Here is a 15,800-nt window from a genome sequence, read left to right on the forward strand (position 1 = left end):
AAAAGAGGTTAGTGAAATGATCCAACATCACTGGCAAATTGAAAACAGCTTGCACTGGAGTTTGGATGTTGCATTCAGAGAAGATGATAGTCGAATTCGTAAAGGACATTCAGCTGAAAATATGTCTAGAATTAGGCAGATAGCACTTAATATTCTTAAGCAAGATAATACTTATAAAATTGGAATAAAAAATAAGAGACTCTCTGCTGGTTGGGATCATGAATATTTAATGAAGCTAATTTGTTCGGTGTAAATTTATATGCGATTGCCCTGGGTCTTTAGCCCAGGCACCGTATAAATCATAAGTCATTAGGTTGATAAAGGTAAATTCATCACGTAAGGCATTTAAATCTACTGCCGCAAGCTTGGCTGGTGATGCTGATAGTGCTGCTGACAATTCGAAATCTGCACCATATTCAGCAGTTAATCGTGTTCTTAGTAATTTGATTAACGCTGTAAAGTTTTCTCGGTCCTGAACGTAGCCTTTAGTTAAGTCTGGACTGAGACCACTCCCTCCTGGGAATTCCCAGTCAATGTCTACACCATCAAAAACATTATCATGGCGTGCAATAAACGCTATCACTGATTCTACAAACGTTTGTCGCCATTCTGGCTTAGTGACCATATCGTAGAAAGGGTCACTGAGTGTCCAGCCGCCAATGGATAACATGGCTTTTAAATGGGGAAAACGTTGCTTTATCTTTTTGATGGCTGCTACTGAGTGAGGAACGGCAATATAATCGTATTCCGAAACTTCAAAGTCACCGTTACGTTCGACAACACCCAGTTTCACTAAGTCTCCACGTTCATTATTATTAACATCAGGAGCGAGTCCTTTACCGCAGCTAGCTCGCATGACTTTCCAACTGCGACTAACGCCACCATCAGGGCTAAACTCTCGATTTAATCCATCATTTTTTGTCGCATCAGGCCGGTCGTAATCGCAAATTGCAGCAAATGAATAAAATAAATGGGTTATATTATTGGCGGCTATGAGTTCTGCAGGAAAGGCGCGTTCCCAAACACCCCATTCTCCCATGTATAAACCAACAATTTTACCACTGGAAGTGACATCAAAGGGACGATGATGCTCTTTGTTTGCTCCCCAATTAGTATCACTATCGGTTGCTTTTCGTTGTTTTTGATATTGAATTTCATTTTTCCAGTCAACACCTGTTCGCTTAGCGACGTAGATATTGTAATCAGCAGGTCTAAACCCTGCAAAATTACGGTCGGGATCATTATTATCCCATACCCAGTCATAAAATAATTTTAGGTGAACACGTTCGCCAGTATATTTGCTGGAAATAAGATTCCAAGGAGCAGATATTTGTTGTGATGGTATATTCCCTGACATTTGTTGTGATATTTCTACTGCATAGTTTTTGCTGGTAGGTAATAGACATAAGCCTATCAATAACGTACTGGCAGGTGTTAAATGTTTACCAGATAAAAAAGTGCTTATTAATGACGTCATGACCGACTCCATTCAGTTTGATGACACTTGGGTGAATACTTTATTTTTGAGGCGAAATTAATAGGTACAGTCACAAATTATAAATCTAAATGTGAATGAGCTGACTCGCTATTTTTTTATTATGCTTTTTTGGAATAGAGGTATCTTACAAGGGCAATAGTAAATAAAAATAGTTTGTGGTGGGTAGAAGATCTGTCATTGCCAACTTATTTATTGCGAACTTCTAATTCACGTTTAAATTAGCCATTGTATATGCTTTGTAAGACGAAGAGGGGGGCAAAAGGTCTAAACTGTTTGTCGCAAGAAAGCGACAAGCATGCCCTCTGATAAAGATTTACGCTGTGTTTAATGATCGTTATACAGATTCTGCACAATAGTGCTTAAATGTAAATTATACCCTTCACGAATGATTTCTGGGTTTTGTTATCTTCACTCATGACTACCAAGGATGGAGGAAATGCAGTTTATGCAGGAGCATTTAACTGCCACCCAATCACCTATTAATATAGGCTCATGGGGCTTCATCGCTTGACGGCCCAGCTAGCACTTTTTATTTCAATTAGTGCTGCTATCGCTAGCTTCACAGTAGTAAGCCAGCCCCTAAAAATCCTTCACTGTGGGTATATAAAAAGTGGTTTAGAAAATGAGTTAATTCAGGCGAAACTATACGTATACTATTAACATTGTTAATAGATTTTAATGTGATAGTTGAATTAAAGACTAGAAGAGCCTATTTTATAACGAGGAACCTCTTTTCAGATCTTGTTGGTTTGGAATATTAAATAAGAATCAAGTGCATTTTCATTATATATAAATTTCAGCTTATTAGTAATTGCTTAACAAAAGTGCAATGGTTACAATTTACCAACAATTCAGGGTAATATGAATCACCAGGGCTGAATGTAAACAGTGTCTGGCCAGTAGTCAGCCTTTGGCATCATGGATATTTTGCTGGAGATGGAGTATAGATGCTGTGAATAATCATACACTCCCAATAATAAAGAGACTGATGCTATGCACGTAGTAAAACGCTGGTTAAGTTGTACGGTAAGTGCGTTGATATTACTGGGTACCTCCTTTTCTGCTAATGCGGTTGACTCTTATGTGCTGCCGGTTGTACCTGCCCGTCTGGAAGACGTTAAAGAGTTGTTGACGCAAGCGCTGGAGATAACAAAAGAAAGTCATGGCGATTATAAGCTTCGTAGTACACGAGCAAGGTTAACAGAAGATAGAATGCTCGTTGAGATTGAGAAGGATCGTCTGATTAACATCGCCTGGAGCTCAACCAGTCAAGAGCGAGAAGAAAAGTTTTATCCTATTCGTATACCTCTTCGCAAGGGGTTATTGGGTTATCGATTGAGCCTGGCAAACCCAGAAGGGCAATTAAAAGCACATCAGGTACAAACCTTAGCTGATTTGCAGCAGTTAAGAATTGGACAAGGTCAGGACTGGGGTGATGTAAAAGTTTATCAGGCTAATGGCATAGATCCATATAAAGTTTTTAAGTTTGAGTTGCTTTTTACTCAGCTTGCCAAAAAAAGGTTTGATTTGCTCCCTTTGGGAGTCAATGAAGTTCATGGTATTCTCGAGCGTAGAAAAGATAAGCATCCTAATTTGTCTGTTGAAAACGAGTTAGTGCTGTATTATCCATGGCCTTACTACTTTTTTATGTCCAAGAGCAATGCCAAATTAGCTAACCGAGTTGAAGTCGGACTTAATAAATTAGTCGCGAACGGAACATTTAATAAAATATTTTATAAGTATCATCGGGATAAAATTTTACGTGCAGACCTCAATAACCGACGCTTGATTAGATTGGATAACCCTGAGCTACCCGCGAAAACCCCACTCTCAAATCGAGCATTATGGTTTGAGCCAGGCGATATTGTAACAAATATGCTTTAAATCGGCTCAAAACCGCTTTAATTTCACCCCTGTCATTTATTTTTTAGTGACCGGGGTGGCAGTTAAATGCTCCTCGACAGAGGCTCCTGCATTGCTCTACTATATTGCCCTACTATGTGACATCCACGTCATTATGCGTAAACTGCTTGCACACTATTCTTGGTGGTCAAGAGCGAAGGCAACAAACCCTAAAATTGATTTGCGAAGGGTATAATGATTCAGAATAACTAGGTATTTGCTAATGGCTATGCAGATCAAGGGTACAGTTGGTAATATCCCAATAGACTTAACAGTAACCTGTGATGAAGACTTCCAGAGTATTGTCTCTGCAATTTTGGACTTATGTGCCAAGTAAAATAAAAACACGGCTACGGCTGAAAGCGACACTGTAGAGACGGAATCTACACTTGCGAATAATGAAGTTACAATTGCTAAGGCCTCAAGTACTGCAAGTTCTGATAACGATACACTGCTTTTACAGCGTGCACTTAAATATATAGAAACGGAAAACCAGGTTACGAACTATCAGTTAGTAGACTTTCTCTCAGGTCTAAAGGTAAATGAGCAGTCAATTAAGCAGACTATTATGAGGTTAAAACACCACAAGCATATTTGCTTAACAACTGAGTCCAGTGAAGCTCGGTCTAACTATTTGGTTTTTCACTGGCATAGTCGTAGTGAGTGAGTTTTAGACAGTACTAATAGTGTTTTTCACCCCAAGGCAATTGCATAAAACTTACCTTTACAAAAGACATTCTCTCAAGCTCTTTTAAAACAGCTGTGGTTATCGCTAGCCTTTACAGACCATAGTCTTTGTTTTACCAAGCTATACCCTTCGCGAATCAATTTTAGGGTTTGTTGCCTTCGCTCTTGAGCCCATTCACTTATTAATATAACCGCCCAGCAGCGCTGTTATATCAATTAAAGTGGCTACCGCAAGTTTCACAGCAGTAAACTTGCCCAGAGGCTTAATCGCTTGACGGCCCAGCTAGCACTTTTTATTTCAATTAGTGCTGCTATCGCTAGCTTCACAGTAGTAAGCCAGCCTCCTAAAAATCCTTCGCTGTGGGTATATACATCGAAATATCACCATTACTTGTTTAAAAATGATTGAGATCTTGCAAAAAGTGGGTTTGCAGTGGTTGAATGAGTTTTTATTGCATAATCAGAAAACAAAAAAGGATATAAAGTGGATAATAATAAAAATGCGATAGAACGACTGGCTGATGCAAAGCATGAGTTTGGCGAGCATGGTGGTGTTAATATGTCAATTGAGGCCAGCTCAACGTTTACAGTAATGGAAGCTAATACACTCCCTGAAATATTCCAGGGTCAAAAAGGACCTCAGCAAGGGGGGTGTTATTTATATGGACGTCATTTTAACCCTACAGTCTATAATTTAGCACAGCAGTTGGCGTGTATTGAGGGTAGTGAGTCAGCTTATTGTACCGCCAGTGGAATGGCAGCTATTTCCAGTACTTTGCTGCAGTTACTTAATCCGGGAGATGAAGTAATTGCTTCGCATACTATTTATGGTGGTACATATGCACTTTTACATGATTACTTCCCTTTAAAAAACAATATAAATACGCATTTTATCGATATACACCAGCCTGCGTTAATTGAGCAAAAAATCACTGAAAAAACTAAGGTTATTTATGTTGAGTCTATATCAAACCCTACGTTACGTGTGGCTGATATTAAATCATTAGCCAGTCTTGCTAAAAAGCATCAGCTTACGCTAGTGGTTGATAATACATTTGCTCCTTTAATTATTGAGCCAATTGCTTTAGGTGCTGATATTGTTATTCATAGTTTAACAAAGTTTATTAATGGAGCATCAGATACCGTAGCTGGGGTTGTGTGTGCATCAACTGACTTTGTAAGTCAACTTATGGATTTACATACAGGATCATTGATGCTGCTTGGTCCGACCATGGATCCAGAAGTCGCTTTTCGCATAAGTGCGCGTTTGTCTCATTTACCATTACGCATTCAAGCACATAGCCAACGCGCGCTGTATATTGCACAACAGCTGCAGGCACTGCAGCTACCCGTGACCTATCCTGGGTTGCCGGATCACCCAGATCATCGTCGACTAAAAGCTATTGGTAATGTTGATGAGTATGGTTTTGGGGGGCTATTAACACTAGACCTTGGTTCAGAAAAAAAGGCAAATACTCTAATGAATATTTTGCAAAACGAACAGCATTTTGGCTTTATGGCGGTAAGCCTGGGTTTTAGTGATACGTTAATGTCGTGCTCTGGTAGTTCAACCTCCAGTGAAATGACCGAAGAAGATAAGCAGCTTGCGAATATTTCACCCGGTTTGGTGCGCTTTTCTGTTGGGTATACGGGCAGCTTAGCGCAACGCTGGAATCAATTAAAGGCTGCCTTGGCAGCGTGTCAGATTATCTAGGGCCTGTTAACAGGCCCTAAGTTATAAATAACAACGTTTGGCTGCCAAGGTATTTGGCAGCCAGCATGGCGGCTGAAAGTATTTTATGGATATTAGGATTTTATAGAGTCGTGCACTGTTTCAATAAATTTAGTTGGTTCTTCAAAATGAGGGTAGTGACCCGATTTAGAAAAAACACATGCGGTGTAATTATCATGGTGTGTAGGCTGGAAGACATCGCCTGCCATCAAAAAGTCGTGGCTGCCCATAATATGCAGAACTTGTTGTTTAAGTTTTGAAACATCATAGTATGGAGTGGCTGTACTGTCCTTGTGAATACTATTGACAACGGCTTTAAAAATATCATCGCTATCTGATAAAGTGCACTGAGCTTTTAGTGTTTCAAATTTTTCCATGGCTTCAAAATTTGACCAGTAAAACAAGCTGCGAATGTCTCTGTTTTTGAGTGTTGCTCTAAATTTTTGTTTGATATCCCATAAACTGGCAGGGTCATTAACATCAAACTCAGTTGATGCCATGATGCTTTTATAATCCTCTTTTTGAAAAAGTTTCATGAGAATCATATCCATCATAAAATTTCTTTTAGCAGGAATATCTGCTCTTAATGAGCGCCCTAAAAAAATTATTTTTTTATTAATATCAGGTTTTTTTAATAAAGCATCATATACCAGTTTGGCACCGTAACTATGAGCAACAATGGCAGAAATAGAAACATCATTTCGGGCAAATGTTTCCAGCATTAATAAAAAGTCATCAATATTTGACGCATGACAGTACTGATCATGGGGCTTTGACAGTCCACATCCCCTTTGATCATAAGATATCCAGCCAAAATGTCGCGTAAAATACTGGCACTGGTTTACCCAGTTTTTAAAATAATGAGAGTGACTTCCTGGTCCGCCATGCACAAATAGAATTGAGTGTTTGTGTTGTTGGGGATTGATTGACCACCAGTGAAGAGTATGTTGCGTAGAGTTTAGTGGCTGTTGCATAGATTATTACTTCCTGTATGTGTACGGCGATTTATGTCTTTGTCGCTCAGTATAACAAGCGTGAACTAGAGAAGACCATTCTTGGCCTTTGTTGCTTACGGTGCTCTTAGCACCTGTTTTGCAAACCGTTTAAAGCATTTGAAATTGCTAATGTGATGTCTTTAACCTATCAAGACGCAATCGTTGTCGTTTATCAAACAGTTGCCGTGTTGTGAAGTAAGTGGTAATAAAGCTTCCCAAGCCAGTAGCAACTGTAATTAAGATTAAAATAGCAATTTGATAACGTATTGCCTGTGATGGGTCGGTGCCTGCAAGGATTTGTCCTGTCATCATTCCAGGTAAGCTAACGATACCGGCTGCAGCCATCCCATTAATCGCGGGGATCATGGCATGATGCTGAGCTTGGCGGCGAAGAAAAGCGGTTGCTTGTAACCAGGTTGCGCCTTGCATCAATTGCCCTTCAATACGGTCTTGAGCCTCATGTGCTGTAACCGTTATATACTCCCTTGCTAATGACACTCCATTTAGGCTATTACCAAGCAGCATACCCAGTAATGGAATAAAATACTGCGGATGGTACCAAGGTGTTGCTTGAATAAAGGCTAAAAGCATTAGGAATAGCATACTCGTGGTTGCAATAAATAGTGCAAGCGTACTAATCCAAATGTTCCAACGTGTTACCCAAGAATAGGTTTGTCGTGCATTAGCCTCGCGCCCTGCAGCGAGAATCATCAGTAACGCAACGCCTAACACCAAAGAAAGCTGAATATGGCTAAATAACCACGTTAAAATGAGGCCAATAATGCTGAGCTGTAATAACATTCGCAGCATGCTGATAAGCAGCTGTCGTGAGATTCCCGGTGCAAGATTTCGCTGTAACAAGGCGAGTGCACTCAGTAATAGGATACAGAGAGTTAAGTCAATGTTGCTGAGTTCAATCATCTTCACTTAAGTAACCTCCATGTAAAGTGAAGCGTTTTGCGCGTCTGATCAGCCAAGGCGATGGGTGATGAGCAACCCAGATAATACTGCGATCTGGTTGTGCCAAAAAGTAATTAAACAAGAACTGTTCTAAGAGGGACTGACTAGTGGGATCAAGATTTGCTGTAGGCTCATCAAGTAATAAGACGTAAGGGTTATGTTGTAGTGCTCTGCAAAGGGCGAGTCGCTGTTTTTCACCTGTTGAAAGAGTATGTATCGGTTGCTGGGTGATTGAAGGTGATAAAGCTAGCTGAGTAAGCCAGTGATCAATATTGCAGGAAAAGTGTTCTTTTGCGGTAGGGTACCACCAGCTGGGCATTGCAGGAACTAAAGTCACATTCCGTCGCCACTGTGATGGTTCAGTGTCAGATTGTTTTTGGCTGTGTAATAAGACTTCTCCTTGGGCGGGAATCAAGTCAGCCAGTGCTTTTAGCAGCAGGCTTTTGCCACTGCCTGAAGCCCCTTGAATACACATACATTCTTGGGCGAAAAGGCTGAAGTTAATGTGTTGTAAAGAATGTACTGATAAGTGTTTGACCTGCAGTAAGGGGACAGAATTGTTCATGATGTGTAAGGCTATTCAACAGGTTTACTCTTCGTTTTGGGGTTGTACCCGTACAATGAAGATACACTATGATTTTAGTCTTTTGTAGATGTAGTTCACATTAAAATAAAGGTGTGTGTCGCTGTGTATCAAGTCAAGCAGCTGTAGTCATTTACTAAAGGGTTGCGTACAGGGCATTCTACATAGCGTGAAATATACCCTTAATGAATCACTTTTAACAAAACAGAAGGAGAAGCAAGAAAGATTAGCTAATTAGACTAAAAAACAGTAAGCAGGAAGTTAATTATGAAGTTGGTCAAATATAAATCGTTATATACGCATAAAAATAATAGGAATTTTTCACGTTACTTTAGGCTTTTTTTCATCATTTCTATCTCCCAAGTTGTGTTTTGGGGAACGCAGTCGTGGGCGTCAAGCACTAATACTCATGAATCACTTGTGCAGTATCAGCAAGCCTCAAATATACTCCGTCAAACGTTGGAAACATCGCTTTTTACATTGCCACCTCGAAAGCAAGGCCACTATGGAATTCGCTTATTTCGGTTAACGGGTGATAAAAAATATTTAGCGACGAGTTTGTATGATGCTTATGTCGTCGCTGATCGTTTGGATTTTATTGCCAGTCGTTTGGATGATAAAAACTATATAGAAAAATACGTTAAACGAGTACGCAGGAAACAGCACAATAATTATAAAGGAAAACTAAGGCGTGAAGTGCTAGCGAGTAACGGTGAATTTATATTTTATAGCTCAGCTATTTTACCTTTTATGAACCGAATGGATGAATTAGGTTTACAGTCAATACATAATACAAAGCTACGTGCAGCGCTTAAAAAGTTTGACTTTAAGTCTGTGCTTTTAAAACCTGAAGTCATACGAGCATGGGCTGCACAGTCTGCAAACTGGGTTTATTGGTTATATCAGTTAGATATTGTTGATTTAAGAAAATCTTATAAAGATGCATTTGTAAAAACATTTGAGAATGACCAAAACTTAAAAGGCGATGCTTATAGCAATAAAATTTATGGGTTAACCCACTTTATTTTTGCGGCAAGTCGTTATTATCAGCAACCAGTGGATAAAAAACAGTTTGCTTGGATTTATGATTATTTTGAAAAAAATATAACGCGAATATTAAAAGAAACAAAACCTGATGTAATTGCGGAGGTGGGCGTAAGCTTTCTGCTGGCAGGAGAAGTGTATCACCCCGTGGTTAAACAGTGTCGGGAATACATCATGCAGGCAATAGATACTGAGCATAAAATGATTCCTTCGGTAGATGGAGAGTGGGATTTGGCCAAAGGGGAACATCGTAATGTGCTTGCATTTATGTTGTTCTATTTACCGCAGCCACTACATCCAGGCCCATATCTGGCTAAAGATGATAGATTTCGTTCATATTTACCCAAAAGCGCAGTTGTTAAATCTGTACAGCGATGAGTGTATGAAGCTATATAATAGGTATAAAGCCGGTTTATTAATTCTTTTATGGATGTTTAGTCATGGTGTGCAAACAGTCTTTGCGTCGAATGCTGAACAGCAAGCGGCGCAAAAGGCTGCATTAAAAATTCAAGAAATTTATGATCGTCATCAATTGCAGCTAACGCCTAAAAGAAAAGCGCACTATGCTTTACGCATGTATCGGCTAACAGGACAGGAGAAGTATGTTAGTGAAATTATTAATCATGTATATCGACTAGTCGCACGTGTCAGTTGGTATGATGAGCATGTAAAAGATGAAAAGTTTAGGTTACAAATAACCGATGATTTAACCTCACGCTTTGGACAAAAAAGTCGTGATCAACTCCGGAGCCGCTTTTGGCAACAAACAGAGTTCAAAGCACTACGCTTTGAGTTACACAGTGTGTATTTATTAGCCCAATTGAATCAGCTGGGTATTAAGCCAACACACTTTTCTAATTTACTGCATCATTTGCAAAAACAGCCATTAGCAAAAATTCTTTTGGATGAGTCCTTTATGCGTGTTTATGCAGCACAAGCAGCAAATTATGTTTTTTGGTTAGAAGAGTTAGGCATTGCTTCGTTATCTGAAAAGTTTATTCGTAAGTTTAAGGAAATTTATCCTAAAACAAAGGACTCTGAGCTGTCACAGTTGGAGTATCAAAATAAACTTTATGGTTTAACACATATCGTTCTTGCGGCAAGTCGATATTATCAGAAGTCTGTTGATGCTGAGCGATTTCAGTGGGTAACAGCGTACTTTGTGAGTACATTAGATACCATTGAAAAGCGAGCAAAAGCAGATGTATTGGCGGAGATTGGGGTGTGTTTAAAGCTGGTTGATTATTCTGACCAAGTGGTAATACACCGATTAAAACGACGGTTGTTGGCTAAAATCGATAAGACGCATCATATTATTCCTGGAGTGGATGGGAATGTCTCTTTTAGTGCTGGAGAACATCGAAATGTGCTGACTTATGCTTTTTTTAATTGGCCTAAGCAGTTAATAACGGGCCCAGATTTGACGCAAACACCCGCCTGGCGTAGACAGTTACCTTACCGATTATCGTTAGATTAGTTTGTCGCCCCAGCTACTTATTAAGGTAAGCTCTGGGGCATTGCTTGTTGGACAAATTAGTCCATTTAAAGGTAAAGGGCAGAAGTTAACTGATGAGCACTGCTTTAAAATGTTTACGGCACAACGATACGTAGCGCTCTTCACCACCAATTTCAATTTGGGAGCCTTCTTTGATGGCTTTGCCGTACTCATCAAGTCGTGCGACCATTGTTGCCTTTCGGCCGCAGTGACAGACCGTTTTTAATTCACTGATTTTATCTGCCCAGGCGAGCAAGTAATGGCTACCTTCGAATAACTCGCCTTTAAAGTCAGTACGAAGTCCATAGCAGAGCACTGGAATATTGAGCTGGTCAACCACTTCAGACAGTTCTGCAACATGAAGTTTAGTGAGGAATTGGGCTTCATCTATCAGCACGCAGTGAATGGGTTGTTTTTCACTGGTCTGCTGGATAGTCGCAAAAAAGTTATCTTGAGTTTGAAATAAGTGAGCATTTGCTGAAAGACCAATTCGGGAGCTGATTTTTCCCTTGCCGAATCGATCATCAATGGCTGCAGTAAATAGAAGAGGTTCCATGCCTCTTTCTTTATAATTATGCGCAGACTGGAGCAGAGCAGTTGACTTGCCTGCGTTCATTGCTGAGTAGTAAAAGTAGAGTTGTGCCATTTTAAGTTTTTGTACTGTTAAGTATTTGTAGTATACGGAGGGTATAGCCATCTAATGCGATGGTACATTAGGACTATGCAATGTAGACAATGGAGAAACATTGGCAGACATTGCATCTTAGTGTAGGGCTGTTCAGAGCCAGGGCGGAGATAAACTAGTGGCCTTTCAGGGCAAAAATGCCGGGTGCGTTACGCCAGTAGCTCTTGTAATCCATTCCATAGCCAAAGATGTAACGATCTTCAATTTGAAGACCAATGAAGTCACTTTCTAACTCAACAGCTTTGCGGTCATGTTTTTTCTCGACCAGTACGGCTGTTTGTACGGCTTTTGCGCCCTGTGCTTTGCAGAACTCTACAATGGCTGCCAGCGTATGGCCTTCATCGAGAATATCATCAAGAATAAGCACAGTCCGATCTTGCATTGACGTGCTCGGATGCACCTTCCAGTCCAGCTCACCGCCTGTAGTTTCATTGCGGTAACGAGTAGCATGAATATAGTCAACTTCCAATGGAAAGTTCAGTTTAGTGAGCAGTTTGCCACTGACAACCAGGCCACCATTCATGATGCAATAAACTAATGGGTTACTGTTAGCGAGTTCAGCGGTAATGGCTTGTCCCATTCGCTCAATCGCTGCTTCTACTTCAGCTTCAGTGTATAAACAGTCGGCTTCGGCATAAACCTGTTTAATATGCTCAAGATCTGCAGACATGAATTGGGAACCTCGTATCTATGTTTGATGAAACCTAAGGTGATTCGCTTTGGTTTAGCACCTGGTGATGTAGAGTGTATATGAAGCTGTTTGCATGATTACTTCATACAAGTAAGCAAATGGCTGATGTCGGGCTATTTGTTTACCGCATTTCAGGTGGCCATCAATTTTGCTACCAATAAGGGCGGGAACGATACAGTGACTCTCGCTTGAGAGCAAGCCCCAAATGCCTATCGAGGCACCAAAAATCCAGACTACTTTTGGCAAGAATGCCCTGTATAACGACGGCTACAGGCTTTTGTCTAGTCCGCATATAGAGTGATAACAGTACCTTAAGTAGGTGTCATCAGCCTTATCTTTTTTGGTTAAACAATAGCTAACAAGCGCTTGCTTACAATATGAACGAAAATAAAAAACCATAGGTGTTGTAAAGCATTAGGCAGATGTTTCGTTACAGGGTAGAATACGGCCAATTTGCCTGGAGCAAATGAAACAATTTTGTCATATGGACGCCTCTAAAAATAGTGATTTTTATGTAAGAGTAAAGGAGCACTGCGCGGAGGACCACAGTGTATAAGGAGTACATGAGGGTCCGAGTACAGCGCTGACACAGCTATTTCGAAAAAGTGCATTTTTAGAGGTGCTCATATGTAAGACTTACCTGGAACGAAGGGTATCATCAATATATGGCTACAACCCGTCGATTAGTGGTGTTTATAGCAATAGGCAACTTGGTGTTGTGTTTGCTGTATGTGCCGTATTATCTGACGATGCTGTTTCGTTGATGTTGATTTGAGGTTATCTATGAGCGTCTTTGAAATAAAACATCCTCTTGTACAGCACAAGCTGGGTATTATGCGTAACAAGAACATTAGTACTAAAGGTTTTCGTACGCTGGCAAGTGAAGTAGGGTGTCTATTAACGTATGAAGCGACGAAAGACCTTCCTTTAGAAGATTACGAAACAGAAGGCTGGGCTGGTCCTGTTAATGTAAAACAAATCAAAGGGAAAAAGATAACCGTTGTACCTATTTTAAGAGCAGGTCTGGGCATGCTTGATGGGGTTATGGAGTTGATCCCAAGTGCTCGGGTTAGTGTTGTAGGTCTGTATCGCAACGAAGAAACCCTTGAGCCAGTACCTTATTTTGAAAAACTGGTGAGTGACCTTGATGAGCGTATGGCGCTGGTGATTGACCCTATGCTAGCAACTGGTGGTTCAATGATTGCCACTATTGAAATGTTGAAGCAAAAAGGTTGTCAAGAAATACGAGTGCTTGTTTTAGTGGCAGCACCAGAAGGCATTGAGCGTGTTACCAAAGCGCATCCTGATGTCACTATTTATACAGCATCTGTTGATGATTGCTTGAATGAAAAAGGTTACATCCTTCCTGGCTTAGGGGATGCGGGAGATAAGATTTTTGGAACCAAATAAGCCAAGAAGCCGTTCGGCTTCTTGGCTTAAGTTTGCTGATTAACACGGCCGTCGTGTTTTGCAGGTAGCGCTATACTTTAGGATCGATTAGACAATTTTTGATCTTCCAGGGAGGGTGCTGAAATGCAAAAGTTTGGATTGTTATTCGTTGGCGTACTTTGTTATCAGTCATTAGTAGCACAGGCTGACATAGCGTTTCGCGTAAATGGCGAAGACTTAGTTGCCAGTAATGATGATGTACTCTTTGCTGAGCTTAATAAAGATAGCTTTAATAGCCCAGTCATTGATATAGAGCTATCTGATGAGTTTGGTAAAAAACTAGCTCGATTTACAGGCAGGTACATAGGGCAACCGATGTCGATAAGCATTGATGGCACACTCGTGAGTGCAGGTACAAAGATCAGGGAAAAAATAGGACACAAGCTGTCTGTAACAGGATTGTCAGAACAAGAAGCTTCGCGTATTTTACAGTCATTACTGTTAGCGTCTGAAAGTTAAGTGCACTTCTAAAAATGCACTTGTCTTAGAGGCCCCTTAACTATTTCTGGGTACTATTAAAAAGGAAGCGTAGTGCCCAGTTATAGTTAAATATAGAAATAGCAAGGATGCTATGGATAATAACAATACATTAGACGCCTACTGGATGGGATATACAGCTAATCAACATTTTAAAGCTCATCCCCGGCTCTTGGAAAAAGCCAAAGGCATGTATTATTGGACACCTGAAGGGCGAAAGATTCTTGATGCCACTGCAGGTCTTTGGTGTGTAAATGCAGGGCATAATCGTGAAAAGATAGTGACGGCTATCCAACAACAGGCCGCTACACTGGATTTTGCACCTGCTTTTCAAATGGGCCATCCCAAAGCATTTGAGCTTGCCAAAAAACTTGTGGCGATCACTCCTGGAAATTTAAATCATGTGTTTTTTACAAATTCAGGATCTGAGTCAGTAGATACTGCACTTAAAATAGCTTTGGCATACCATCAACTGACAGGTGAGGGCAGAAGAACGCGTTTAATTGGCCGAGAACGGGCTTACCATGGCGTTAACTTTGGTGGAATGTCTGTAGGGGGCATTGCCGTGAACAGGAAACTGTTCCCAAACTTATTGGCACAAGTTGATCATTTGCCCCATACCCACGATTTAGCTCGTAATCAATTTAGCTTGGGGGTGCCTGTTTATGGCGCTGATAAAGCTGACCGGCTTGAACAGATTGTCCAGTTACATGACCCGTCTACCGTTGCTGCCGTTATTATCGAGCCTGTAGCAGGTTCTACGGGGGTGTTAATTCCGCCGGCAGATTATTTACAGCGAATACGTGAAATTTGTGATCAGTATGGTGTACTACTGATTTTTGATGAAGTTATCACTGGGTTTGGACGTTTAGGTAAGCCATTTGCGGCAGACTACTTTAATATTAGCCCTGATATAATGGTTACGGCAAAAGGGTTAACAAATGGTGCAGTGCCCATGGGGGCTGTTTTTGTCAGTGATAAAATATATTCAGCTTTTCGTCAAGATGATCCTATGGCGATTAATTTTTATCATGGTTATACCTATTCAGCACATCCATTAGCCTGTGCTGCAGCCATTGGTACGCTCGAGACTTATCAAGAGGAAAATCTATTATATAAAGCTTCAGAACTAGCAGAGTATTGGCAACATGCTCTACATAGTCTAGCCGATTTGCCTTATGTGATTGATATTAGGAACCTGGGCTTAGTGGGTGCCATTGAGCTAGAACCAAGAAAAAATGAACCAAATAAACGTGCTTTTCGGGTTTACCTTGATATGTTTGAACAAGGCGTTTTAGTTCGTACGACAGGTGATGTTATTGCTTTATCACCACCGCTTATTATTTCTAAACCAGAAGTAGATCAAATAATTATAACGCTGAGGCAGGTGTTAAAGCAGCTAAGTAGTTAATTGCATATACAATTCAAAATCAAGCGTTAGCAAAAAAATAAACAGTAGCTTTGTGTACTAAGCGAAATTTAAAGTGTTGAAAGATATACCCTTCACGAATGATTTCTAGGTTTTGTTATCTTCACTCCTCACCCCAATCACCTATTAATATAGGCTCATGGGACTTCGTCACTCGATGGCCGCACCTAAAA

14 protein-coding genes are annotated in these 15,800 nt (G+C 40.4%); 8 read left to right on the forward strand and 6 right to left on the reverse strand.

Annotation, left to right across the window (positions count from 1 at the left end; genetic code table 11):
* A partial coding sequence (locus tag F607_RS0119375; RefSeq protein ID WP_157365540.1) for an ISAs1 family transposase occupies positions 1–253 on the forward strand: 253 nt, incomplete at its 5' end.
* On the opposite strand, the gene F607_RS30620 is transcribed toward F607_RS0119375, so the two are convergent.
* A complete protein-coding gene (locus tag F607_RS30620) occupies positions 236–1,477 on the reverse strand; it encodes a glycoside hydrolase family 18 protein (protein WP_027709410.1) in 1,242 nt (413 codons plus the stop codon). The genes F607_RS0119375 and F607_RS30620 overlap by 18 nt on opposite strands.
* Before the next feature lie 1,014 nt (positions 1,478–2,491).
* On the opposite strand from F607_RS30620, the gene F607_RS0119390 reads away from it, so the two are divergent.
* Both F607_RS0119390 and F607_RS0119400 read left to right on the forward strand, forming a co-directional pair.
* Complete coding sequence (locus F607_RS0119390; protein ID WP_027709411.1) at positions 2,492–3,382, forward strand: type 2 periplasmic-binding domain-containing protein; 891 nt, start codon at positions 2,492–2,494, stop codon at positions 3,380–3,382.
* 1,189 nt (positions 3,383–4,571) lie between these two features.
* Positions 4,572–5,801, forward strand: a complete 1,230-nt coding sequence (locus tag F607_RS0119400; protein ID WP_027709412.1) for an aminotransferase class I/II-fold pyridoxal phosphate-dependent enzyme — start codon at positions 4,572–4,574, stop codon at positions 5,799–5,801.
* A gap of 92 nt (positions 5,802–5,893) precedes the next feature.
* Here the strand turns inward: F607_RS0119400 and F607_RS0119405 are convergent, their stop codons facing one another.
* From F607_RS0119405 to F607_RS0119415, 3 genes are all read right to left on the reverse strand, one after another.
* Positions 5,894–6,793 (reverse strand): alpha/beta fold hydrolase, encoded by a 900-nt coding sequence (locus tag F607_RS0119405; protein WP_027709413.1) that lies wholly within the window; start codon positions 6,791–6,793, stop codon positions 5,894–5,896.
* Between the two features lie 147 nt (positions 6,794–6,940).
* Positions 6,941–7,735, reverse strand: coding sequence for an ABC transporter permease (locus F607_RS0119410; RefSeq protein ID WP_230400440.1), 795 nt, complete (start codon positions 7,733–7,735; stop codon positions 6,941–6,943).
* Entirely contained in the window at positions 7,728–8,339 is a 612-nt protein-coding gene (locus F607_RS0119415) for an ABC transporter ATP-binding protein (protein ID WP_027709415.1), read from the reverse strand. The genes F607_RS0119410 and F607_RS0119415 overlap by 8 nt, the downstream gene beginning before the upstream one ends.
* Before the next feature lie 285 nt (positions 8,340–8,624).
* Between F607_RS0119415 and F607_RS0119420 the strand changes: the two genes are divergently transcribed.
* Both F607_RS0119420 and F607_RS0119425 read left to right on the forward strand, forming a co-directional pair.
* Entirely contained in the window at positions 8,625–9,779 is a 1,155-nt protein-coding gene (locus F607_RS0119420) for a DUF3541 domain-containing protein (RefSeq protein ID WP_051311647.1), read from the forward strand.
* 4 nt (positions 9,780–9,783) lie between these two features.
* Entirely contained in the window at positions 9,784–10,878 is a 1,095-nt protein-coding gene (locus F607_RS0119425) for a DUF3541 domain-containing protein (protein ID WP_027709417.1), read from the forward strand.
* 85 nt (positions 10,879–10,963) lie between these two features.
* Here the strand turns inward: F607_RS0119425 and F607_RS0119430 are convergent, their stop codons facing one another.
* Entirely contained in the window at positions 10,964–11,542 is a 579-nt protein-coding gene (locus tag F607_RS0119430; RefSeq protein WP_027709418.1) for a thymidine kinase, read from the reverse strand.
* A gap of 154 nt (positions 11,543–11,696) precedes the next feature.
* On the reverse strand, positions 11,697–12,251 hold the full coding sequence (locus F607_RS0119435; RefSeq protein ID WP_027709419.1) for a hypoxanthine-guanine phosphoribosyltransferase: 555 nt from the start codon (positions 12,249–12,251) through the stop codon (positions 11,697–11,699).
* 804 nt (positions 12,252–13,055) lie between these two features.
* Here F607_RS0119435 and upp point away from each other — a divergent pair.
* The 3 genes from upp (at position 13,056) to aptA (ending at position 15,609) form a co-directional block, all read left to right on the forward strand.
* Positions 13,056–13,682: a uracil phosphoribosyltransferase gene (gene upp / locus F607_RS0119440; RefSeq protein ID WP_027709420.1), complete on the forward strand. Its 627-nt coding sequence runs from the start codon at positions 13,056–13,058 to the stop codon at positions 13,680–13,682.
* Between the two features lie 123 nt (positions 13,683–13,805).
* Complete coding sequence (locus F607_RS0119445) at positions 13,806–14,180, forward strand: SecDF P1 head subdomain-containing protein (RefSeq protein WP_027709421.1); 375 nt, start codon at positions 13,806–13,808, stop codon at positions 14,178–14,180.
* A gap of 112 nt (positions 14,181–14,292) precedes the next feature.
* On the forward strand, positions 14,293–15,609 hold the full coding sequence (aptA, locus tag F607_RS0119450) for an omega-aminotransferase AptA (protein ID WP_027709422.1): 1,317 nt from the start codon (positions 14,293–14,295) through the stop codon (positions 15,607–15,609).
* Positions 15,610–15,800: the final 191 nt, after the last annotated feature.

The organism is Zooshikella ganghwensis DSM 15267 (assembly GCF_000428585.1).
GTDB lineage: Bacteria > Pseudomonadota > Gammaproteobacteria > Pseudomonadales > Zooshikellaceae > Zooshikella > Zooshikella ganghwensis.

What these genes read in the sequence shown, in the direction of transcription:
- F607_RS30620 (WP_027709410.1), bottom strand. Translation starts at nt 1,477, where the DNA reads ATGACGTCATTAATAAGCACTTTTTTATCTGGTAAACATTTAACACCT.
- F607_RS0119390 (WP_027709411.1), top strand. Translation starts at nt 2,492, where the DNA reads ATGCACGTAGTAAAACGCTGGTTAAGTTGTACGGTAAGTGCGTTGATA.
- F607_RS0119405 (WP_027709413.1), bottom strand. Translation starts at nt 6,793, where the DNA reads ATGCAACAGCCACTAAACTCTACGCAACATACTCTTCACTGGTGGTCA.
- F607_RS0119410 (WP_230400440.1), bottom strand. Translation starts at nt 7,735, where the DNA reads ATGATTGAACTCAGCAACATTGACTTAACTCTCTGTATCCTATTACTG.
- F607_RS0119415 (WP_027709415.1), bottom strand. Translation starts at nt 8,339, where the DNA reads ATGAACAATTCTGTCCCCTTACTGCAGGTCAAACACTTATCAGTACAT.
- F607_RS0119420 (WP_051311647.1), top strand. Translation starts at nt 8,625, where the DNA reads ATGAAGTTGGTCAAATATAAATCGTTATATACGCATAAAAATAATAGG.
- F607_RS0119425 (WP_027709417.1), top strand. Translation starts at nt 9,784, where the DNA reads ATGAAGCTATATAATAGGTATAAAGCCGGTTTATTAATTCTTTTATGG.
- F607_RS0119430 (WP_027709418.1), bottom strand. Translation starts at nt 11,542, where the DNA reads ATGGCACAACTCTACTTTTACTACTCAGCAATGAACGCAGGCAAGTCA.
- F607_RS0119435 (WP_027709419.1), bottom strand. Translation starts at nt 12,251, where the DNA reads ATGTCTGCAGATCTTGAGCATATTAAACAGGTTTATGCCGAAGCCGAC.
- upp (WP_027709420.1), top strand. Translation starts at nt 13,056, where the DNA reads ATGAGCGTCTTTGAAATAAAACATCCTCTTGTACAGCACAAGCTGGGT.
- F607_RS0119445 (WP_027709421.1), top strand. Translation starts at nt 13,806, where the DNA reads ATGCAAAAGTTTGGATTGTTATTCGTTGGCGTACTTTGTTATCAGTCA.
- aptA (WP_027709422.1), top strand. Translation starts at nt 14,293, where the DNA reads ATGGATAATAACAATACATTAGACGCCTACTGGATGGGATATACAGCT.